This is a genomic window from Streptomyces sp. NPDC091412 (assembly GCF_044756885.1).
Lineage (GTDB): Bacteria > Actinomycetota > Actinomycetes > Streptomycetales > Streptomycetaceae > Streptomyces.
On the sequence record NZ_JBIVTV010000014.1, the window covers coordinates 98343 to 118284 of the forward strand.

Here is a 19942-nt window from a genome sequence, read left to right on the forward strand (position 1 = left end):
CCCCGGCCCGCCGCTCAGAAGTCGGTGGGCATGTCGCTGGCCTCGGCGATGCCCCGCAGCTCCTCGGTCTCCCGGTGCCGGTCGCGGATGTAGTCGGCGATCTCGGTCAGGCGCGCCGGGTCGGCGGCGGTCGCCGCATCGGTGACGACCCGGACCGGGCCGGTCTCCTCGATGTCGAGGACGACCAGCTCGTTGTCCAGCCGTCCGGTCACCGCGGTGGCGATGACCAGGGCGGCCTCGTCCCGTATCTCCTGGGGGAGGCCCTGCGCCTGGGCTCCCTCCAGCGGGAAGTCGGCGGAGGGTACGCCGCGCTCGTCGATGGCCCGCAGGACCGGGTCGACGACGTCGAGCAGCAGTTCGTACTCCTCCTCGGGCATCCGGACACGCAGCAGGTCGAGATACACCTCCACGGCCCGGCCGTCGGGCGGAAGCTCGTCTTCGTTCATTGGCTCCGTGTTCCCCGCGTGCGCCCGCTCAGACGCGGAACGCGCGATCGGCGGCGGGGGCCGGCGGCACGAGCCGGGGAGGGGGTCCCTCACGTCGAGGGTTCCGTCGCCGGTCCCGGTCCGTCGCCGGAGCGGTTCGCCCGTTCCGACAGCACCTCGTCGCGCACGCGCGCGCAGCTGCGGCTGATGAGCCGGGAGACGTGCATCTGGGAGATGCCGAGCCGGTCCGCGATGCGGCTCTGTGTCATGTCCTCAAAAAAGCGCATGTAGAGGATGGCGCGTTCGCGTTCGGGCAGCCGGCGCAGTCCTTCCTTGGCCGACTCCCGGTCGACGACGGTGTCGTAGGAGGAGTCCGACGCGCCGAGGCTGTCGGCGAGGCTGTAGCCGTCGCCGCCGGCCGACAGTTCGGCGTCCAGGGACAGGGTGCTGAAGCTGTCGATCGCCTCCATCCCCGCGTTGACCTCCTCCTCCGTCAGCCCGGCGTGCGCGGCGATCGCCACGACCGAGGGTTCGGGGCTGCCGGGGTTCTGGGTGAGTTCGCGGCGCGCGACCCGTACCTTGTTGCGCAGTTCCTGGACGCGGCGGGGCACCCGAAGCGCCCACATCCGGTCCCGGAAGTGCCGCTTGACCTCTCCGGTGATGGTCGGCACGGCGTAGCTCTCGAAGGCGCCGCGATCCGGGTCGAACCGGTCGATCGCCTTGACCAGCCCGAGTGCCGCCACCTGCCGCAGGTCCTCGATGGACTCGCCGCGGTCGCGGAAGCGGCCGGCGATGCGGTGGGCCATGGGAAGCCACGCGCCGACGAGTTCGTCGCGCACAGCCTCCCGTTCCGGGCCGTCCTCCGCGGCGGCGAGGCGTTGGAAGAGGGCGGCGGTGTCGGGGGCGTCGTCGTGCGGCCGGCGGGCGGGAGCCGCCTGGTCCGCGGGAGCGTCGGGGCGGCTTGTCGATATGTCGATGAGCATGCGGTATGGCTCCTGAACGGTGTTTCAGGGACTGACCGCGGAAGGAGTGGTGCCGTCCGGTCCGCCTGGAGACCTCCCGGAGCAGCAGAAACAGCTTCCGCTGACGCGCCTCCGGTCCGAAGCACGAGGTTCCGTCTGCCCGGCGGTGGGAGCGACAAACTCCGCTTCGCGTAGTTCTTCTCCGTAACGACCGATTCGAGCCGCCATCGCGGCGCGCGGGAGCGGGTAGGTGGAGGACATGACCGATGTGGTGCACTCGGACGAACTGCTGCGGCGCATCCAGCGTGCGAGGGCGTGCGCGGTGCAGGAGGAGCGCCGGTGGCAGGACCGCCGCGACATCCTCGGGGCGAGCGATCCGGACGCCTCGCGCGAGGCGGCCGTACGCGTCCTGACCTACGAGGCCGTCCTGCGGGTGCTGGACGAGATCCTGGCTCCGGGCCGGCACACCGAGCGGGACTGACGGCTGGAGTGAGTCCGCTCACGTGACCCGGTTCCGGCTGCGCGGAACCGCCCAAGATGGTTTACGGTTCATCCATACGCGGCGACGGGGTCGACTCGAAACGTCCCCCGCACACCGCCATGTACGGCCCTGGCTGGCCTCCCCCGTCCAGCCAGGGCTTTTTCATGCCCTCGCCCGGAGACCGGCGAAGAATCCCGGTTCCGGCCACCCCAGCCGGGTACGGGCGGTTCTCGTGACGCGCGCTCTGCTCTCCGGGCCGAGGGTGCTCGCCGTGTACGCGGTCCGCCGGGCGACGGAGGGAGACCGGGCTGACCACCGGACATTCCGACGGTGATCGTCAGCGCGGTGGGCGGCCTCGCCGGTCCCGGCCCGCCGGCGTTTCGTGGCCGCCCGCGGGGCCGCCGCCCCGGCGGTCGCGGCGATCCTGTGGACGTGCGGCACGGGAAGACGAGAAGTCGCCTCCGCCGAGGTGCCCTGGGAACCCGCAGCGGCTGAAATGGGGAGGAGGCACATGCGCGGAACCCATCGCCGGCGAGGAGCTTCGGGTCATGACCAAAGCGATAAAACTGCTGACCGCCCTCCCCCAGAAACAACGCGAGCGCCTGATGGAGGTCGCGCGGGAGGTCTCCTTCCCCGAGGACACCAGGATCTTCGAGGCGGGGGGCACGGCCGACCGCTTCTGGGTCATCCGCTCCGGCGCCGTGCACCTGGACCAGCAGGTGACGCCCACCCGCAAGGTGACGGTGGCGTCCCTCGGCGCGGGCGACCTGCTCGGCTGGTCCTGGCTGTTCCCGCCGTACCAGTGGGACTTCGGGGCGGAGGCGTACAGCCAGGTCCGCGCCTACGAGTTCGACGCCTCGGCGGTGCTGGCGCTGTCCGTGGAGGATCCGCTGCTCGGGCTGTCGCTGGTGCGGACCGTCGCCGAGATCCTCGCCCACCGGCTGGAGCTGACCCGGGGCAAGCTCCTGGAGCAGTACACCATCCCCCGGCGCTCCCACTGATCCGCCGGATCCGGTCGGTCAGATCCGGTAGCGGCGCAGCGCCGGGACGGCCGCCGCCAGGCCCAGCATCAGGGCGACCACCAGCAGGCCGCCGCCGGCCACCGCCGCGCGCGGGCCGAAGGCCGAGCCGGCCGTGCCGTGCAGGACGTCCGCCAGGCGCGGACCGCCCGCGACGACGACGGTGAAGACGCCCTGCATACGGCCGCGCATCTCGTCGGTGGCGGCGGACAGCAGGATGGCGCCGCGGAACACCATGGAGACCATGTCGGCGACTCCGGCGGCCGCCAGGAACACCACCGCGAACCACAGGCTGCGGCTCAGCCCGAACCCGGTGACGGCCGCCCCCCAGGCGGTGACCGCGCCGATCACCATCCAGCCGTGCCGGCGCGCCCGGGAGAGGGTGCCGGAGAACAGCCCTCCGATCACCGCGCCGACCGGGATGGCCGCGAACAGCAGGCCGAGCGCGAGTCCCTCGCCGTAGGGGGCGTACGTCTCGGCGGCGAGCTGCGGGAACAGGGCGCGGGGCATCCCGAAGACCATGGCGATGATGTCGGCGAGGAACGACAGCAGCAGCACCTTGTGCCCGGAGATGTAGCGGAACCCGTCGGCTATCTCCCGCACCCCCGCACGCCGTACGGCGGACCCGGCCAGGGGCGGCAGTGCGGGCAGGCGCAGCACCGCCCACACGGTGACGCACAGGGCCACGGCGTCGATGAGGTACAGCTCGGGCAGCCCGATGACGGGGATGAGCGCGCCGGCCAGCAGCGGTCCGGCCACCAGACCGGTCTGCATGACGGTCGACCCCAGGGCGTTGGCGGCGGGCAGTTCCTCGGCCGGGACCAGCCGGGCGATGGAGGCGTTGCGGGCCGGGGAGTTCAGCCCGAAGAAGGCCTGCTGCACGGCGAGCAGCACCATCAGCACCACGACCGAGTCGAACCGGGCCGCGGCCTGCAACCAGAACAGCACCGAGGTGACGGCGATGCCACTGTTGGTGATCAGCAGCAGTTTGCGGCGGTCCATCGTGTCGGCGACCGCGCCGCCCCACAGCGCGAACACCACCATCGGGACCAGGCCGGCGAGGCTGGCGTAGCCGACCCAGGCCGAGGAGCCGGTGATGTCGTAGATCTGCTTGGGCACGGCGACGGCGGTGAGCTGGCTGCCGACCGCGGTGACGATGGTCGAGGACCACAGCCGGCGGAAGGCGGGGCGGCGCAGCGGCCGGGTGTCCATGGCCCAGCGGCGCCAGCCACGCCGGCCGGCTCCGGGCGGGTCCGGGGCGTCACCGTGCGGTGGCGTGCTGCTGTCGGTGCTCTCGCTGGTGTCCACGGGCTTCCTGGTTGCTCGTTACATCTATCGATGCGGTGTTCAGTGTCGCAGCACCGGCCGGGCCCGGGGACCGCCCGGATCCGGACCGCTGCCGCGTACGCGAGCCAACCGGGCCGCCGCGCTGTCGAGCAGCATGTCCAGGGCGGTCGGGTAGGCGCTGGTGACCATGCGGGTGGCGAGCAGGGGCGCCGCCTCGGCGATGCGCGGATGCGTGGTGGCGGGCAGCCGGGCGTAGGTCGAGTGCCACATCTCCTCGTCGGCGCGCAGCGCGTCGCTCGGCAGGGCGAGGGAGGCGGCGTCGAGCGCGGCGAAGGCGAGGGTCTGGTCGACGAAGGCGTGGTAGATCCGCACCGTGTCGGGCAGCGGGAAGCCGGCCCGCCGCAGCACGCCCAGAACAGCCTCGTCGGCGGCCAGTTCGTTGGCCCGGCCGGAGACGCGGTTGGCGGTCACCACCGCGGCCTGCGGATGCGCGACGTACGCGGAGTGGATGCGCAGGCCCACCTCGCGCAGGTCGGCCCGCCACCGCCCGGTCGGCTCCCAGCCGGCCAGTGCCCGCCCGATGAGCGCGTCGCCGATCGCCAGGGTGAGGTCGTCCATGCCGCGGAAGTAGCGGTAGAGGGTGCTCGGGTCGCAGTCGAGCGCCAGGCCGAGGCGGCGGGCGGTCAGCCCCGTGCTGCCGTGCTCCCGCAGCAGGCGCAGCGCGGTGTCGACGATCAGTGTCTCGGACAGCACGGTGCCGCTCCGGGTGGGGCGGCGGCGCCGTCGCTTCTCCTCGGGGACCACCGGTTTCGGCATCCCGACCTCCTCGGACTCCTCGCCAGCCTTATGCCAACGCCATTGACCTTACGTGCCGCGCGGCGTTGTTATCGACGCTCAGCGAAGAAAAGCCGAGAGGGAGTCCAGGTCATGCGTGTACTGCTCGTGGGTGCCGGTGGTGTGGGTACGGCGATCACTCGGATCGCGGCCCGTCGTCCGTTCCTTGAGTCGATGGTCGTCGCGGACTACGACCGCGGGCGGGCCGAGTCCGCCGTGGCGGCCGTCGACGACGGCCGGTTCACCGCCGAGCGCGTCGACGCGAGCGACGAGGCGGCGGTGGCGGACCTGCTCGCCCGGCACCGCTGCGACGTGCTGCTGAACGCGACCGACCCGCGCTTCGTGATGCCGCTGTTCCGCGCGGCCCGCTCGGCCGGCGCCGGTTACCTCGACATGGCGATGTCCCTGTCCCGTCCGCACCCCGAGCGGCCGTACGAGGAGTGCGGGGTCATGCTGGGCGACGAGCAGTTCGCGCTGGCGGAGGACTGGGAGAAGGCCGGCGCGCTCGCGCTGGTCGGCATGGGGGTGGAGCCGGGCCTGTCCGACGTGTTCGCGCGGTACGCCGCCGACGAGCTGTTCGACGAGATCGAGGAGATCGGCGTCCGCGACGGCGCGAACCTGACCGTCGACGGCTACGACTTCGCACCGTCCTTCAGCATCTGGACCACCATCGAGGAGTGCCTGAACCCGCCGGTGGTGTACGAGGCCGGGCGCGGCTGGTTCACCACCGAGCCGTTCAGCGAGCCGGAGGTGTTCGACTTCCCCGAGGGCATCGGCGAGGTCGAGTGCGTGAACGTGGAGCACGAGGAGGTGCTGCTGGTCCCGCGCTGGGTGGACGCGAGGCGGGTGACCTTCAAGTACGGTCTGGGCCGCGAGTTCATCGACACCCTCAAGACGCTGCACCTGCTGGGTCTGGACCGCACCGACCCGGTCACCGTCCCGGGCCCGGACGGGCCGGTCGCCGTCTCGCCCCGGGACGTCGTCGCCGCCTGCCTGCCCGACCCGGCGACCCTGGGCGAGCGGATGCGCGGCAAGACCTGCGCGGGCACCTGGGTACGCGGCACCCGGGACGGCGCGCCGCGCGAGGTGTACCTGTACCACGTGGTCGACAACGAGTGGTCCATGGCCGAGTACGGGTGCCAGGCGGTGGTGTGGCAGACGGCGGTCAATCCCGTGGTCGCTCTGGAGCTGCTGGCCACCGGGGCCTGGTCCGGAGCGGGTGTCCTGGGCCCCGAGGCGTTCCCGGCCCGCCCCTTCCTGGACCTGCTGACGGAGTACGGCTCCCCGTGGGGCATGCGCGAGCAGTGACCGGGTCCGGCCCGTTCAGGTCAAGTCGGGTCCCCTCACGCGCGCGGTGCGGCCGGCTCCCGGCCGCACCGCAGTACGCTCCGCACCGGAACCGCCCGCACCCGAGAAAGGCCCGACCGTGAGCATCCGCGTGCGTCGCATCTACGATCCGCCCGAGCCCGACGACGGCGTGCGGGTCCTGGTCGACCGGCTCTGGCCGCGCGGTGTCTCCAAGGAGGACGTGCACATCGACGAGTGGCCGAAGGCCATGACGCCGTCCACCGAGCTGCGCCGCTGGTACCACGCCGGCGAAGGGTCCTACGAGGAGTTCCAACACCGTTACGAGGCCGAGCTGGCCGAGCCGGAGGCAGCCGAACTGCTCGATCACATCCGGAAGTTGGCCCGCCGGGGCCCGGTGACCCTGCTGACCGCCTCCAAGGCGCCGGAGCAGAGCCACGCCTCGGTGGTGGCCGGACTGCTGAAGAGTAAGTGAGCCCGCCCGCCCCCGCGTCGCAGGGGGGGCGGGCGGCGAGTCCGCTCAGGCGGTCTGCCGTGCGGCGGCCCGACCGGCCGCACGCCCTGAGAACAGGCACCCGCCGAGGAAGGTGCCCTCCAGGGCGTTGTAGCCGTGGACGCCGCCGCCGCCGAAGCCGGCGACCTCGCCGGCCGCGTAGAGGCCGTCGATCACCTGCCCGTCGTTGCCGAGCGCGCGCGAGTCCAGGTCGGTCTGGATGCCGCCGAGCGTCTTGCGGGTCAGGATGTGCAGCTTGACGGCGATCAGCGGGCCGGCCGCCGGGTCCAGAACGCGGTGCGGGGCGGCCACCCGGCCGAGGCGGTCGCCGATGTAGCGGCGGGCGTTGTGGATGCCCTGGATCTGGGTGTCCTTGCTGTAGGGGTTGGCGATCTGGAGGTCGCGGGCCTCGATCCGGCGCCGCACCTCGGCGGCGTCCAGGAGGGGCTTGTCGGTCGACTGGTTCATCTTCTCGACCAGTTGCTCCAGCGTGTCGGCGATCAGGAAGTCCTCGCCGTGCCGCAGGAAGTCCCGTACGGGTCCGGGTGCCCCCTTGCCGAGCAGCCGGTCGCGCAGCACCGCCTTGCGGTCCTTGGCCGTGATGTCGGGGTTCTGCTCGGAGCCCGACAGGGCGAACTCCTTCTCGACGATCCGGCGGGTCAGCACGAACCAGGAGTGGTCGTACCCGGAGATGTCCTCGGTGGTGCGCAGGTGTTTGAGGGTGCTGAGCGTGTCGTAGCCGGGCAGGCAGGGGTCGGGCAGCCGGCGGCCGAGGGCGTCCAGCCACACCGAGGACGGGCCGGGCAGGATGCGGATGCCGTGGCCGGGCCAGATCGGGTTCCAGTTCCGCAGTCCCTCGGTGTAGTGCCACATGCGGTCCCGGTTGACGAGCCGTACGCCGGCCTCGGCACTGATGTCCAGCATCCGGCCGTCGACGTACGCCGGGACGCCGGTGACCATCCGCGACGGCGGGGTGCCGAGGCGCTCGGGCCAGTAGCGGCGGACGAGGTCGTGGCCGGCGCCGATGCCGCCGGTGGTGAGGACCACGGCCTGCGCGGTGAGTTCGAAGGCGCCGGTCTCCTCGCGGTTGGAGGCGACACCGCGGGGCGAGTCGTCCTCGGCGAGGACCGCGCCCCGCACTCCGCGTGCCGCGCCGTCCTGGACGACGAGCTCGTCGACCCGGTGGCGGTGGTGGAAGGTGAGCAGGCCCTCGCGCGCGGCCTGGAGGGCGTACGCGGCGAAGGGTTCCACGACGCCCGTGCCGGTGCCCCAGGCGATGTGGAAGCGGGGTACGGAGTTGCCGTGGCCGTCGGCGCGCAGATCGCCGCGCTCGGCCCAGCCGACCGTGGGCAGCAGCGTGATGCCGTGCCCTTCCAGCCAGGACCGCTTCTCCCCCGCCGCGAACTCGACGTAGGCGCGCGCCCAGCGCACCGCCCAGGAGTCCTCGTCGTCCAGCCGGTCGAACCGCGCGCTGCCCTGCCAGTCGTTCCAGGCCAGCTCGAAGGAGTCCTTGACGCCGAGCCTGCGCTGCTGCGGGGTGTCGACGAGGAACAGCCCGCCGAAGGACCAGTACGCCTGCCCGCCGAGGTTGGCGGCGTTCTCCTGGTCGACGAGCGCGACCCTGCGGCCCCGGCTGGTCAGTTCGTGCGCGGCGACCAGGCCCGCGAGGCCCGCTCCGACGACGATGACGTCGGCGTCCATGACGACCGTCCCCTTCCTCGGTTTCCTCGGTTTTCTTGGATTTCTTGGATTTCTTGGTGCTCTTGTTTTCCGTCAGTCCTCTTGTGATGCGCGTGCGGCGCCGCCGTCGGTGAGCAGCGCGGTGAGCAGCTGTCCGAGCCAGGCGCGGGCGCCCTCGACGTCCTTGTCCAGCAGCAGTCGGGTGGTGACTCCGTCGTAGGCGGCGACGACCGCGTGCGCGGCGCCGTCGGCGTCGCCGAGGACGGCGGGCAGGGGGGTGCGGGCGCGGGCGAGCCGGTCGGCGACGGCCCGGCGCAGCCGCGCGCGGTGCTCCAGCAGCGTCCGCGCCACGGCCGCGTCGCGGGCGGCGTACACCAGGAAGTCCGTCTTGACCAGGAGCCAGTCCAGGTCCAGCAGCAGCACGTCGGTGACCCGGTCGACGGCGGCGGGCACGTCGAGGTCCGGGCCGTCGAGGGCGAGCGCTCCGGTCACCTGATCGGCGATCAGCTCGGCCCGTTCCCGGTACAGGGCGAAGAACAGCTCGTCGAGGGTGTCGAAGTTGGAGTAGAAGGCGCCCCTGCTGTAGCCCGCGGCCTCGCAGACCTCCTCGATCGACACCCGGCCGAAGCCCTTGGCGGCGAACACCATGAAGGCGGCGTCGAGCAGGTTGGCCCGCGTCCGCTGCCGACGCCGGGTGACGCGCCTTTCCGCACCCTCGACCGCCATGCCGGACCTCCGTTCGATACGCGAATGTATCCGATACACCGTTGTATCGAAAGGGCCATGGAAGCACCTCGGCCACCGGCGCCGGGAGGGTGCGAGGTTTTACCGCGACGCCCGCGGTCAGTCGGGCCCGTGAGCCGCGCTCACGTCACGGCGGCGACGCCCGGGTCGACGTGCGGCTGCACCCGGCGGCGGGGGCGGCCCACGCCCGCATCGCGAGGTGCGCCGGGACGAGAAGGCCGGTGGCCGTGCCGCCGGCCTGACCGCTGGTCCGGGCCGGCTCGGCGAACGCGCCGATCACCGCGCGGTCCAGCGGAAGTGCGTCGAGCGCGTCGCGGAAGAGGTCGGCATACCGGACGGAGACGGCTCTGTAGGCGTCGGCGGTCGCATCGAGGGGGGAGGAGGATCGGGTCACGAGCGGGAACCCTGGCGCCCATATTTGCGCGATCACGCAAGTATGGGGTTATGCTGCTGGACGGCAACAGGAGGCGCCTCGTCATCCCGTCCCGCGCGCCTCCATCGTCCTCCGGCACGACGAGTGAACACGCAAAGAAGGAAGGACGGTTGGTGATGAAGGCCCTGCCACACCCGCGCGACGGCGCCGGCACCGCCGTCCTCGGCGTGCTCGCGTTCACCACGCTGGAGATGACCGTCCTGACCACCGCCCCAGCGGCGTACCGTCCGGTCATCAGCGGCGCCCTGCTGGGAGCGGCCGTCACGGCGTTCGCGCTGCTCGCAGTGGTGCTGCGCGCTGATCGCAAGGCGACTCGGCAGGCGCGGCGCCGCGTTCTGGAGGTGATGGACACGTCCTCGTTCACCGCCCGCGCCCTGGAGGGCTTCCCCATGGAAGCGGTCCGCCCCCGCCTGCTGGGGCCGAGTGCGACTTCCCTCAACCACCTCTACACCGCATGGGCGTTCGCCGCCCGCGGCCATGACGCCACCTGGCTCGTACGCCACCTCGGCCTGCCCGCGGACGTGGCCCGGTTGCTGACCGACGCCGCTGCCGCCCGCCTGCGGGACTGACCACGGCCGCGGCGCCGTCCCGTTGGGGATCAGCAGCGCCTGCGGGATCCCGACGCGGCCCACCGGAGCGCCTTCAACCGGCCGGCAAAAGCGACAGCGGGAACTCGCCGCCGGTCGGAGCGGAAGGCGTCATGTGCCGCCCTGGACCAGCAAGGCGATCCGGTCGGAGTCGAATTCCACCCAGCGTGAAGAGGCGCACCCCGACAGCCTCAGCCGGCACATGGTGGCCCCCTCAGGGCTGCTCCACCATCCGGTGACGGTGCCCGGCCACGTCCACCCGGCCCCGTCACACACCTCGACCGGCCGGTAGGTGCTCCGCACCTGCTCTTCCGGCGGCGGCGGACATCCACCGGCCAGTTCTTCCAGCAGACCCTCGGCCGTGGTCGTGTCCGGCACGGCTCCCCCCCTCCCTTGTTGGGCAATTGACCGCCTGTCCCCCCGAGGGGGTCGTGTGATCACCCCCAGTCGCCGCCGAAGTCACCCCCGCCGTCCGCCCCGAAACCACCGTCGAATCCCCCCGCGAAGTCGGAGGCTCTGAAGTCCGCCCCGGAGAACTCGCCGCCGTCCGGCAGATCGGGCGCGGACGCGACGCCGTCACCGGAGCCGGCGAAGGCGGACGGCGCGCTGAGCAGGCTGCCGAGCAGCGTGCCGGCGAGCAGGCCGCCGACCACCGCGCCCGCGCCGCCGAAGTAGCCGCCCGCCCAAGGCGCGTAGGCCGGGCCGGCGTTCCAGTAAGGCTGGGCGCCCTGGCCGGTGTCGACCATTCGCGTCATCGGCTGCCCGCCCTGAGTGACGCGGGCGGCGTCCTCCGCACAGGCGGGGACCAGCCGCGGCACGCCGCCGGGCGGGCACCAGTTCACATCGTCGGCCGAGGGACCGTGACGGGGGTCGAAGAAGCAGGGCACACGACGCTCGGGCAGGGGGGTTCCACCGCGGCGGGCGGCCAGGGTGGCCAGGGCGAAGCGGCCGTCGGCCAGCGTGGCGGTCACCGGCTGCACGTCCTGCGGCTCGACCGCGGCGGCCATCTGCCGTTTGGCCAGCTCATAGGCGTCGAGAGCGTGGGAGTAGTCGTTGCGCATCTCGTCGGTGGCCCCTGGCTCGGACGGGGAGAAGGCCAGCCGGTCCAGTTCCTCGCCGAAGGCGGTGATGTCCTCGTCCACCACCACCCGCAACGCCTCCAACTCCCTCTGCTGGGCCTCCCGCCGCTTCCTCGCCCGCCGGTACAGCGCGTATCCGCCCCCGGCCGCCCCGACCGCGAGCAGGCCGCCGACCATCAGCCCGCCGCTGCCGGAGCCGCCCTTGTCGCTGTCCTTCCAGGACGCTGGGGCGTGCCCCTGCGCCTGCCGGACGGCCTGGTCGACGAACACGTTCAGCTGTCTCTCCGTGTCCGAGGCGTAGGAACGCTGCACCGCTCCACGGAGGTTGTCGACGGCGCTCTGCGGCATCACCTGATGGTCCGCCTTGGCGTTGAACAACTCGCCCAGGCGCACGGCGTACACCCCGCTGATGCCGGTGAGTGAGCGCAGGTCGGGCAACAGGGACGCCTGCGGGTAGTCGGCGGACCGGGGCAGCACCGCGACGAAGACCGGCTTGTCCGCGGCCTCGATCTTCGCCGCGAGCTTGTCGGCCGCGGACTTCGGCAACTCCCCCGCGGCGCGCGGGTCGACGTACACCGGCCCCTTCTTGAAGGCCTCCGCCACGGCCCCCGTGCCGGGGTCCGTGGCCGCCGGCGCACCGAAAGCCGGCGGGGCGAGCCCCACAAGAGCTGTCACGCCCACTGCGGCGAGGACCCGGGCGAAGCGAGACCGTGGCGAAACAGGCATGGCTGAGACCTCCTTGCGAGGGAGTGACCGCCCCGCCTCCGGAACCAGGTCGGTGCACGGAGGGAACGAGCAAACCCCAATACTTGTTCATTTGCGCAATAGAAGAAGTATGCCAGACGGCGCTGCGCCCGGGCGGAGTTCGGCACGAGCGTCAGCGACTCAGTTGACGCACGGCACCCCGCCCGCCTTCACAGCGGGGCCCGAGTCGGCGGGAGACGACGAGCTCGGCTCCGTGGCGGCGGGTGACGGCGCCTGCCGGCTGGGCAGCGCGTAGCTCTCGCCCAGGGTGACCAGGACATGTCCGGCCGGCACGGCAGAACCGGCAGCCGGGGCAGCGGCGTTGAAGTGGCCGGCGATCTGCTGCGCCGCCTGCTGCGCACCGGGTCCGTAGAGGACGGTGGTGGCGGGTTGCGCGGCCACGTTGCCGGTCGTGCCGGCCGTGTATCCGAGCTCGGCCAGGTAGGACAGCGCGGCGGAGGCTTCGCCCTCGGCGCCGTTTCCGTTGCGTACGTCGACGGTGGCGGGCGCTGCCGCGGCGGTGCCCGCCGCGCCGGCGGTCGGCGACGGGGTCTCACCGAACTCCTGTCGCACCATCGCCTTGATCTTCGCCGGGTCGACCAGGTTGACGTCCTGGCCGTTGCGGGTCGCGAAGCCCTCGATGGGCAGGGTGTGGAACACGACGTTCCCGCCGGTGAGGTTGGTGGCCTGCTGGGCGAAGTCGAGGACGTTCCAGGAGGTGTCGAGGACGATGTCCTTCTTCACCGTGTCGAACAGTCCCTGGAGCTTGGACGGGCTGCTCCACACTCCCTGGCTCTTGAGCTGGTGGGTGACGCTGGAGATGAATGCCTGCTGCCGGCGGGTGCGGTCCAGGTCCCCGGCGTCCAGGCCATGCCGCTGGCGCACGAAGGCCAGGGCCTGCCGGGCGTTCAGCCGCTGCACGCCCGCCGGGAAGTCCGCTCCCGAATAGCGGTCCTGAACCGGGTGGTTGAGGCACACCGTGATGGGCTGCAGGACCTTGGCGATGTCGTAGAAACCCAGCAGGTTGACCTCGGCGAAGTGGTCGATGGGCACGCCGCTGAAGTCCTGCACCGTCGCCAGCGTCGCCTCGCGTCCGGCCTCACGGCTCCTGGCCTCCAGCTCGGCGCCCTCGACCCCCTGCCGGGCGTACCTGTCGTGCGCGCCGGTGTAGGCGTTGGCGTACGCTTCCTTGATCTTGTAGTGGCCCTGTACGGACCCGTCGCCGTTGAGGGTCTGCACGTAGTCGTCGCGGGGTATGGAGAACGCCTGGACCCTGCCGCCGCCGGCCGGAATGTGCATGAGGATCAGGGTGTTGGTGTTGTAGTAGCCGATACTGCTGGACCCGGCGTGCAGTTCGCGCTGCACGAACTTCCGGGGCAGGTCGTTGCCGTTCATGTCCTTGCGCGAATCCAGACCGATCAGCAGCAGGTTCACGGCGTCGTCCAGGCGCGGAGGCGCCTTCTTGCGCACCGCGTCCAGCGCGTCGGACGTCGTGAGGCCACTGATCAGGGTGTGGTACGCGTACCAGGTCGCTCCGCATCCCAGCAGCAGGGCCGACGACACCGTCCACACCACCACGCGCAGCATGCGTATCCCCAGCGACCGTCGCCCACCGCGGACAGCGGCGCGGCGCCGACGGCGCCCCATGGCCTCAGACACGACGGGCCCTCCCCGCACCGGACCGGAGGACGGCCGACGCCGACACGACGACGAGCACCGCACACTCCGCGGCGGCCATCGCCGGGAACGCCTCCACGGCCCAGCGCACCAGTCGTGTGGCAGGCGGACCGCCGGATGTCAGCGCCCAGCCGGCCGTGACAGCGGCCACGGCCAGAACCGGCAGCGGGGCCACCCACCCCAGGACGCGACCGCGGACCGCCAGCAGAGCCGCGAGGAGTGCGCCTGCCGTCGCCCCGGACACCACGCCCCAGCCGGGACCGTGACCGGCGACCGCATCCACTGCCGCCCCCAGCAGCGCAGGGCCTGCCAGCGCCGCGGCGGCGATGCCGATCCCGGGCCCGCCGGCCTGGGACGCGCCACCTGTTCCTCGCTGCGGACGCCGCCTGCGCGACGCGCCCCGGGAGTGCGCGCGCTCCCCGGCACCGCGCTGCGAGACCACTCGCACCTGCCCGGGCGAGCGGCCCCGCCCCTGCGCACCGACGCCACCGACGCCACCGACGGTCCGTTCCTGCTGATCACGCATACGTCCGCTTTCGCTGATCCTGGAATGCGGCGACGGGTCCCGGTCGCCCTCGACATCGCCGCCCTGCCATCCGTGAGACGAAGAAGTGCCGCCAACAGTTGCACGATCACGCAAGTGAGCAATTTTCAAGGGATCGCGACACCCTTCAATTGTGTCAAATGCAGGCATTTTTCGGACCACTTCGAACACCTAGTTGCGTTCATACGCAAGTAGTGGGCTACCATGTGGGACGTTCGAAGGCAGCAGGCACCTCGTTCGGTGAGGCGTCTTCACGGACACAGGCCACTGATCCCACCCGTCGAGAGACGCTCCGGATCAGGACAGGTCTCCCCGGCCCAAGGGGTGACCCCAAGTGGCTTCCCCGCGAAGGGGATCACGCCGTGGAGTGCCAAAGCTCTGACGAGTTGGGGTGAGCCGGGATCCGCCCGGTCGCTCCTTGCCGAGTCGTACGGCGCAGCGCGCGCCCCGGCCGGAAGGAGGCGAGAGACATGGACCGCGACAGCAATGGTCCGAGTCACAGTCGCACCGTCTCGACGGCCGCCTCGTTCCGGCGGCGTTGACCGACCCGCGCCCGCCCGCGCACCGCGCACGCGCGGCCCTGTGAGCCACGGCTGAGCCTCGCCCGCGGTCGCCGCACGGACACCCGCGCACTTCGGGGCGCACTCGCGTCGCGGCGGCGTCCTCCCCGGCCTTCCCGATCCCGACTGCCCATCACTTCTGGACCCAGGGGCGGCGCTCCCGCCGCCCCGGTGTCTTCCTGAACCGCTCCGCGCCGCGGCCGGCCCAGCCGTGTGCTCACGCCTGCCGTCGTGCGCGGAGGGAGGTACTTCGATGACCAACACGTTGACCCCGGAGCGCCTGGCCCCGCCCGGCCGCAGCCGCCGCGAGCGCCGGACCGCGGAACTGGAGGCCCGCACCCGTGCGGCAGGCAGGCGGCTGGCGGAGATCAGCCGCACACCCGCCGCGCAGGTGCTGCGGGACGCCGACAGCCCCGGGCCGGGCCTGACCTGTGCCGAGGCGGCGGCCCGGTTGGAGCGGGACGGCGCCAACGTCGTCGCTCACGAGCGCACGCCGGGGTGGTACATCCAGTTGCTCAAGGCGTACGGGAACCCGTTCATCGCCGTACTGCTCTTCCTGGCCGCCGTGATGTACTGGCAGGATCCGGCCGACCCGGGCGTCCTGATCCTGTCGACGATGGTGCTGCTCAGCGGGCTGCTCCGGTTCTGGCAGGAGTACCGGTCCGCCAAGGCGGCCGCCGCGCTCAAGGCGCTGGTGACCACGACGACCAGGGTGCGCCGGTACCCGGCGGGCGGCTCGGCTCCCTCCGCCCTCGATGTGCCCATGGAGCAAGTCGTCGGAGGCGACCTGATCGAGCTCGCCGCCGGAGATCTGGTGCCCGCCGACCTCCGGCTGCTGAGCGCCAAGGCCCTGACGGTCGGTCAAGCCGCCCTGTCCGGCGAGTCCCTGCCGGTACACAAGGCCGACACCCGCACCCGGGACCTCGGTCAGCAGGAGACCGACGATCCCGTCGAGGCCGACAACCTCTGCCTGATGGGCACCTCCGTGACCTCCGGAACCGCCACCGGTGTCGTGGTGGCCACCGGATCCGGCACCTATTTCGGGTCCATGGCCGGCTCCCTGGCGGGCGCGCGCCCGCAGACGAACTTCGACACCGGCGTACGCAGGGTCAGCTACCTGCTGATCAAGTTCATGCTCGTCATGGTCCCGGTGGTGTTCGCGGTGAACGGCCTCACCAAGGGGGACTGGGGCCAGGCGTTCCTGTTCGGCATCGCGGTGGCGGTCGGACTCACCCCGGAGATGCTGCCCATGGTCGTCTCCGCGAACCTGGCGCGGGGCGCGGTGGCCCTGTCCAGGCGCAAGGTCGTGGTCAAGCGGCTCAACGCGATCCAGGACTTCGGCGCGATGGACGTGCTGTGCACCGACAAGACCGGCACGCTCACCGAGGACCGTATCGTCCTGGACCGCTACCTGGACGCGCACGACCATGACGACGACGAGGTGCTGCAGTACGCCTACCTCAACAGCCACTTCCAGACCGGCCTGCGCAACCTGATGGACCAGGCGGTCCTCGACCGCGTCGCCGAGGCCGAGGAGATCGTCGTCGACGCCCGCTTCACCCTGGTCGACGAGATCCCGTTCGACTTCGCCCGCCGCCGCATGTCCGTGGTCCTGAGCCGCACGACGTACGACGACGGCGCGGACAGCGCCGCCGAGCACACCCTGATCACCAAGGGCGCGGTCGAGGAGGTCCTCGCACTGTGCACCCACGTACTCGATCGCGGACGGCGGGTCGAACTGACCGGGGAGCTTCGCCGTCAGGTCACCCGCATCGCCCAGGACCACAACCGGCGGGGCCTGCGCGTCCTGGCCGTGGCCACCCGCTCCCTGCCCGCCACCCGCGACACCTGCACCGTGGCCGACGAGGACCAGCTCACCCTTGCCGGCTTCCTCGCCTTCCTCGACCCGCCCAAGGGCGACGCTGCCCGGGCGCTGCGCGCGCTCGCCGACAAGGGCATCACCGTCAAAGTCGTCACCGGCGACAACGAACTGGTCGCCGCCCGGGTCTGCGCCGACGTCGGCATCGACGTGGGCGAGGTCGTCACCGGAGCCGTCATCGACGGCCTCGACGACGGCCGGCTGACCGAACTCGCCGCCCGCACCACGGTCTTCGCCAAGGTCAACCCGGTGCAGAAGGCGCGTATCGTACGCGCTCTGCGGCGCGACGGCCACACCGTCGGCTTCCTCGGCGACGGCATCAACGACGCGGCCGCGCTGCGCGACGCGGACGTCGGCATCTCCGTCGACACCGCCGTCGACATAGCCAAGGAGTCGGCCGACATCATCCTGCTGGAGAAGGATTTCACCGTCCTCGAACAGGGAGTGCTGCAGGGTCGGCAGACGTTCGGCAACACCATCAAGTACATCAAGATGACGGCCAGCTCGAACTTCGGCAACGTCTTCTCGGTCCTGGTCGCCAGCGCCTTCATCCCGTTCCAGCCGATGCTGCCGCTGCACCTGCTGGTGCAGAACCTGTCCTACGACATCTCACAGCTCGCCACCCCCTGGGACCGCATGGACCCCGAGTACCTGCGCAAGCCGCGGAACTGGGACGCGCGCGGGATCGGCCGCTTCATGGTGTTCATCGGACCGATCAGCTCGATCTTCGACATCACGACCTTCCTGCTGATGTGGCACGTCTTCGCCGCCAACACCACCGGCAGCCAGAGTCTCTTCCAGTCGGGCTGGTTCATCGAGGGCCTGCTCTCCCAGACCCTGATCGTGCATATGATCCGCACCCGCAAGATCCCGTTCATCCAGTCCAGGGCGTCCGTGCCGGTGATGGTCATGACGGCGGCCGTGATGGCCTTCGGAGTCGCGCTGCCCTTCACCCCGCTCGGTGCGTCCCTCGGTCTGCAGCCGCTGCCCGTGAGCTACTTCCCGTGGCTGATCGGCACATTGCTGGCATACTGCGTCCTCACCCAGCTGGTGAAGACCTGGTTCATCCGGCGGTTCGACAGCTGGCTGTGACCGGCCCACCGACACTGTGGGCGTCCGCGCTTGCACTGCCCCCGGACCCATCTGGTTGGCTGTCCCCCGTCGGGCAGTCACCCTGGAGCGAGGAGAACGATGCGCGCGGACGTCCAGCAGGTCGCCGACGGCACCTATCTGGTGCACGGCAGCAACACGAACTGGGTGATCCTGACCGAGGGCGACGCCGCCACACTGATCGACACCGGCTACCCCGGCGACCGGCAGCGGCTGCTCGACTCGCTGACGGCGGTGGGAAGTTCGCCCCAGGCGGTGGCGGCCGTGCTGATCACCCACGCGCACAACGACCACCTGGGCAACGCCGAGTACCTGCGCCGCGCCCACGGCACCCCGGTGTATCTGCACGGGGCCGAACTGCCGCACGCACGGCGGGAGTTCCTGCACCAGGTGACCGTCGGGCAGGTGCTGCGCAACGGCTGGCGGCCCGGTGTGCTGCCCTGGGCGGTGCACGCGCTGCGCCTCGGCGGCACCGCGCACGTCCCGGTCGCCGCGCCCGAGCCGTTCCCGGCCGCCGGGCCGCTGGACCTGCCGGGGCGGCCCGTGCCCGTGCACACACCCGGCCACACCCAGGGCCACACCGCGTTCCACGTCCCCGACACCGGCGTGCTGGTCTCCGGCGACGCCCTGGTGAGCGGCCACCCCACCTCACGCCTGGCCGGCCCGCAACTGCTGCCCGACATGTTCCACCACCAACGCGCCCAGGCGCTGGCCTCGTTGGACAGACTCGAACGCCTCGATGGAGACCTGCTGCTGCCCGGGCACGGCCCCCTGCTCCGCGGTCCGGTGCCGCAGGCGGCACTGCAGGCGCGGGAGCGCGCCCTCTAGGGTTCGTGCCATGGGCTTGCAGATCAGTGCCACCAACCCGGAGCACCCCGCGCTCCTGCTCGAACTGCCGTGGCGGACCCCACTGGAGGAGTGGCCCGAGGAGTACCTCGTGCCACTGCCGCGCGGCATCTCCCGGCACGTGGTGCGCTACGCCCGCGCCGGCGACGAGGTGGTCGCCGTCAAGGAACTCGCCGAACGCCCGGCGCTGCGCGAGTACGAGCTGCTGCGCGACCTGGACCGGCTCGGCATCCCCGCGGTGGACGCGCTGGCCGTGGTCACCGGCCGCACCGACCGCGCGGGCGAGCCGCTGGAGCCGGTGCTGATCACCCGGCACCTGGGCGGGTCGATGCCGTACCGCTCGATGTTCGAGACCACCCTGCGCCCGGCCACGATGCACCGCCTGATGGACGCCCTGGCCGTCCTGCTGGTGCGGCTGCACCTGGCCGGGTTCGCCTGGGGCGACTGCTCGCTGTCCAACACGCTGTTCCGGCGCGACGCCGGCGCGTACGCCGCCTACCTGGTGGACGCCGAGACCGGCGAGCTGCACCGGCGGCTGAGCCCCGGACAGCGGGAGTACGACCTCGACCTGGCCCGCGTCAACATCAGCGGCGAGCTGCTGGACCTGGAGGCCTCCGGGGCGCTGCACCCCTCGGTGGACCCGGTCGAGTTCGGCACCGAGATCTGCGCCCGCTACCGCGGCCTGTGGCAGGAGCTGACCCGCACCTCGGTCTACCCGGCGGGCAAGTACCACTACATCGAGCGCCGGATCAGGCGGCTCAACGACCTCGGCTTCGACGTGGCCGAGATGCAGATCGAGAGTTCCGCCACCGGCGACACGGTCACCTTCGTGCCCAAGGTCGTCGACGCCGGCCACCACCAGCGGCAGTTGCTGCGCCTGACCGGCCTGGACACCGAGGAGAACCAGGCGCGGCGGCTGCTGACCGACCTGGAGAGCTGGATGGCCACCCAGGACGACTACGCGCCGGGCGGCACCCGGCCCGGGCCGGGCGGCGGGCATGCGCTCGCCGCCCGCCCGGAGGTACTGGCGCACCGCTGGGTGCGGGAGGTGTTCCGCCCCACCGTGCGGGCGGTGCCGGGCGAGCTGCGCGGCACCATGGACCCGGCCGAGCTGTACCACGAGCTGCTGGAGCACCGCTGGTACCTGTCCGAGCGGGCGCAGCACGACATCGGCCTCGACACCGCGGTGCAGGACTACGTCAGGAACGTCCTGCCCGGGGCACGCCGGGCGCCGGACGCGACGCCCGGGTGAC

At 71.8% G+C, this 19942-nt stretch carries 19 protein-coding genes and 1 riboswitch; of the genes, 8 read left to right on the top strand and 11 right to left on the bottom strand.

Annotation, left to right across the window (positions count from 1 at the left end; all coding sequences use genetic code 11):
* Positions 1-14: 14 nt before the first annotated feature.
* Together ACIQMV_RS28185 and ACIQMV_RS28190 are read right to left on the bottom strand one after the other, a co-directional pair.
* Positions 15-446: a hypothetical protein gene (locus ACIQMV_RS28185; protein ID WP_141364461.1), complete on the bottom strand. Its 432-nt coding sequence runs from the start codon at positions 444-446 to the stop codon at positions 15-17.
* An 89-nt stretch (positions 447-535) separates the two neighbouring features.
* Entirely contained in the window at positions 536-1408 is an 873-nt protein-coding gene (locus tag ACIQMV_RS28190) for a SigB/SigF/SigG family RNA polymerase sigma factor (RefSeq protein ID WP_402596183.1), read from the bottom strand.
* 238 nt (positions 1409-1646) lie between these two features.
* Between ACIQMV_RS28190 and ACIQMV_RS28195 the strand changes: the two genes are divergently transcribed.
* Positions 1647-1868 carry a 3-deoxy-D-manno-octulosonic acid transferase gene (locus ACIQMV_RS28195; protein WP_141364457.1) on the top strand — a complete coding sequence of 74 codons (222 nt, stop codon included), beginning with the start codon at positions 1647-1649 and terminating at the stop codon, positions 1866-1868.
* A 548-nt stretch (positions 1869-2416) separates the two neighbouring features.
* On the top strand, positions 2417-2869 hold the full coding sequence (locus tag ACIQMV_RS28200) for a cyclic nucleotide-binding domain-containing protein (protein WP_141364455.1): 453 nt from the start codon (positions 2417-2419) through the stop codon (positions 2867-2869).
* An 18-nt stretch (positions 2870-2887) separates the two neighbouring features.
* Here the strand turns inward: ACIQMV_RS28200 and ACIQMV_RS28205 are convergent, their stop codons facing one another.
* Positions 2888-4195 carry an MFS transporter gene (locus ACIQMV_RS28205; protein WP_402596184.1) on the bottom strand — a complete coding sequence of 436 codons (1308 nt, stop codon included), beginning with the start codon at positions 4193-4195 and terminating at the stop codon, positions 2888-2890.
* Positions 4196-4234: 39 nt separating this feature from the next.
* Positions 4235-4990, bottom strand: a complete 756-nt coding sequence (locus tag ACIQMV_RS28210; protein WP_141364451.1) for a TetR/AcrR family transcriptional regulator — start codon at positions 4988-4990, stop codon at positions 4235-4237.
* Positions 4991-5101: 111 nt separating this feature from the next.
* Between ACIQMV_RS28210 and ACIQMV_RS28215 the strand changes: the two genes are divergently transcribed.
* Both ACIQMV_RS28215 and ACIQMV_RS28220 read left to right on the top strand, forming a co-directional pair.
* Positions 5102-6316 carry a saccharopine dehydrogenase family protein gene (locus ACIQMV_RS28215; RefSeq protein WP_402596185.1) on the top strand — a complete coding sequence of 405 codons (1215 nt, stop codon included), beginning with the start codon at positions 5102-5104 and terminating at the stop codon, positions 6314-6316.
* 118 nt (positions 6317-6434) lie between these two features.
* Positions 6435-6788 (top strand): DUF488 domain-containing protein, encoded by a 354-nt coding sequence (locus ACIQMV_RS28220; RefSeq protein WP_402596186.1) that lies wholly within the window; start codon positions 6435-6437, stop codon positions 6786-6788.
* A gap of 45 nt (positions 6789-6833) precedes the next feature.
* Here ACIQMV_RS28220 and ACIQMV_RS28225 read toward each other — a convergent pair whose 3' ends face one another.
* The 3 genes from ACIQMV_RS28225 to ACIQMV_RS28235 form a co-directional block, all read right to left on the bottom strand.
* Positions 6834-8507, bottom strand: a complete 1674-nt coding sequence (locus ACIQMV_RS28225; RefSeq protein WP_402596187.1) for an FAD-binding dehydrogenase — start codon at positions 8505-8507, stop codon at positions 6834-6836.
* Between the two features lie 72 nt (positions 8508-8579).
* A complete protein-coding gene (locus ACIQMV_RS28230) occupies positions 8580-9212 on the bottom strand; it encodes a TetR/AcrR family transcriptional regulator (RefSeq protein WP_402596188.1) in 633 nt (210 codons plus the stop codon).
* 145 nt (positions 9213-9357) lie between these two features.
* Positions 9358-9624: a hypothetical protein gene (locus ACIQMV_RS28235; protein ID WP_402596189.1), complete on the bottom strand. Its 267-nt coding sequence runs from the start codon at positions 9622-9624 to the stop codon at positions 9358-9360.
* 155 nt (positions 9625-9779) lie between these two features.
* Here ACIQMV_RS28235 and ACIQMV_RS28240 point away from each other — a divergent pair, with 155 nt between their 5' ends.
* Positions 9780-10232 (top strand): hypothetical protein, encoded by a 453-nt coding sequence (locus ACIQMV_RS28240; RefSeq protein WP_402596190.1) that lies wholly within the window; start codon positions 9780-9782, stop codon positions 10230-10232.
* 129 nt (positions 10233-10361) lie between these two features.
* Here ACIQMV_RS28240 and ACIQMV_RS28245 read toward each other — a convergent pair whose 3' ends face one another.
* The 4 genes from ACIQMV_RS28245 to ACIQMV_RS28260 all read right to left on the bottom strand — a co-directional run bounded on the left by ACIQMV_RS28245 (position 10362) and on the right by ACIQMV_RS28260 (position 14276).
* Complete coding sequence (locus tag ACIQMV_RS28245) at positions 10362-10628, bottom strand: hypothetical protein (protein WP_402596191.1); 267 nt, start codon at positions 10626-10628, stop codon at positions 10362-10364.
* 59 nt (positions 10629-10687) lie between these two features.
* Positions 10688-12055 carry a hypothetical protein gene (locus tag ACIQMV_RS28250; RefSeq protein WP_402596192.1) on the bottom strand — a complete coding sequence of 456 codons (1368 nt, stop codon included), beginning with the start codon at positions 12053-12055 and terminating at the stop codon, positions 10688-10690.
* 159 nt (positions 12056-12214) lie between these two features.
* Positions 12215-13660: an LCP family protein gene (locus tag ACIQMV_RS28255; RefSeq protein ID WP_402596193.1), complete on the bottom strand. Its 1446-nt coding sequence runs from the start codon at positions 13658-13660 to the stop codon at positions 12215-12217.
* Positions 13661-13724: 64 nt separating this feature from the next.
* Positions 13725-14276, bottom strand: a complete 552-nt coding sequence (locus ACIQMV_RS28260; protein ID WP_402596194.1) for a hypothetical protein — start codon at positions 14274-14276, stop codon at positions 13725-13727.
* A gap of 243 nt (positions 14277-14519) precedes the next feature.
* Positions 14520-14692: riboswitch (M-box (ykoK) riboswitch) on the top strand.
* A gap of 415 nt (positions 14693-15107) precedes the next feature.
* On the opposite strand from ACIQMV_RS28260, the gene mgtA reads away from it, so the two are divergent.
* From mgtA to ACIQMV_RS28275, 3 genes are all read left to right on the top strand, one after another.
* Positions 15108-17825 carry a magnesium-translocating P-type ATPase gene (gene mgtA / locus ACIQMV_RS28265; RefSeq protein ID WP_402596195.1) on the top strand — a complete coding sequence of 906 codons (2718 nt, stop codon included), beginning with the start codon at positions 15108-15110 and terminating at the stop codon, positions 17823-17825.
* 99 nt (positions 17826-17924) lie between these two features.
* Positions 17925-18671: an MBL fold metallo-hydrolase gene (locus ACIQMV_RS28270; protein WP_402596196.1), complete on the top strand. Its 747-nt coding sequence runs from the start codon at positions 17925-17927 to the stop codon at positions 18669-18671.
* A 10-nt stretch (positions 18672-18681) separates the two neighbouring features.
* Complete coding sequence (locus tag ACIQMV_RS28275; RefSeq protein WP_402596197.1) at positions 18682-19941, top strand: DUF4032 domain-containing protein; 1260 nt, start codon at positions 18682-18684, stop codon at positions 19939-19941.
* The last annotated feature ends 1 nt before the right edge of the window (position 19942 follow it).

Bases quoted from the DNA above. Each gene is read 5' to 3' on its own strand.
- ACIQMV_RS28185 (WP_141364461.1), bottom strand. From the start codon at position 446: ATGAACGAAGACGAGCTTCCGCCCGACGGCCGGGCCGTGGAGGTGTAT.
- ACIQMV_RS28190 (WP_402596183.1), bottom strand. From the start codon at position 1,408: ATGCTCATCGACATATCGACAAGCCGCCCCGACGCTCCCGCGGACCAG.
- ACIQMV_RS28195 (WP_141364457.1), top strand. From the start codon at position 1,647: ATGACCGATGTGGTGCACTCGGACGAACTGCTGCGGCGCATCCAGCGT.
- ACIQMV_RS28200 (WP_141364455.1), top strand. From the start codon at position 2,417: ATGACCAAAGCGATAAAACTGCTGACCGCCCTCCCCCAGAAACAACGC.
- ACIQMV_RS28210 (WP_141364451.1), bottom strand. From the start codon at position 4,990: ATGCCGAAACCGGTGGTCCCCGAGGAGAAGCGACGGCGCCGCCGCCCC.
- ACIQMV_RS28215 (WP_402596185.1), top strand. From the start codon at position 5,102: ATGCGTGTACTGCTCGTGGGTGCCGGTGGTGTGGGTACGGCGATCACT.
- ACIQMV_RS28225 (WP_402596187.1), bottom strand. From the start codon at position 8,507: ATGGACGCCGACGTCATCGTCGTCGGAGCGGGCCTCGCGGGCCTGGTC.
- ACIQMV_RS28230 (WP_402596188.1), bottom strand. From the start codon at position 9,212: ATGGCGGTCGAGGGTGCGGAAAGGCGCGTCACCCGGCGTCGGCAGCGG.
- ACIQMV_RS28240 (WP_402596190.1), top strand. From the start codon at position 9,780: ATGAAGGCCCTGCCACACCCGCGCGACGGCGCCGGCACCGCCGTCCTC.
- ACIQMV_RS28250 (WP_402596192.1), bottom strand. From the start codon at position 12,055: ATGCCTGTTTCGCCACGGTCTCGCTTCGCCCGGGTCCTCGCCGCAGTG.
- ACIQMV_RS28255 (WP_402596193.1), bottom strand. From the start codon at position 13,660: ATGCTGCGCGTGGTGGTGTGGACGGTGTCGTCGGCCCTGCTGCTGGGA.
- ACIQMV_RS28260 (WP_402596194.1), bottom strand. From the start codon at position 14,276: ATGCGTGATCAGCAGGAACGGACCGTCGGTGGCGTCGGTGGCGTCGGT.
- mgtA (WP_402596195.1), top strand. From the start codon at position 15,108: ATGACCAACACGTTGACCCCGGAGCGCCTGGCCCCGCCCGGCCGCAGC.
- ACIQMV_RS28270 (WP_402596196.1), top strand. From the start codon at position 17,925: ATGCGCGCGGACGTCCAGCAGGTCGCCGACGGCACCTATCTGGTGCAC.
- ACIQMV_RS28275 (WP_402596197.1), top strand. From the start codon at position 18,682: ATGGGCTTGCAGATCAGTGCCACCAACCCGGAGCACCCCGCGCTCCTG.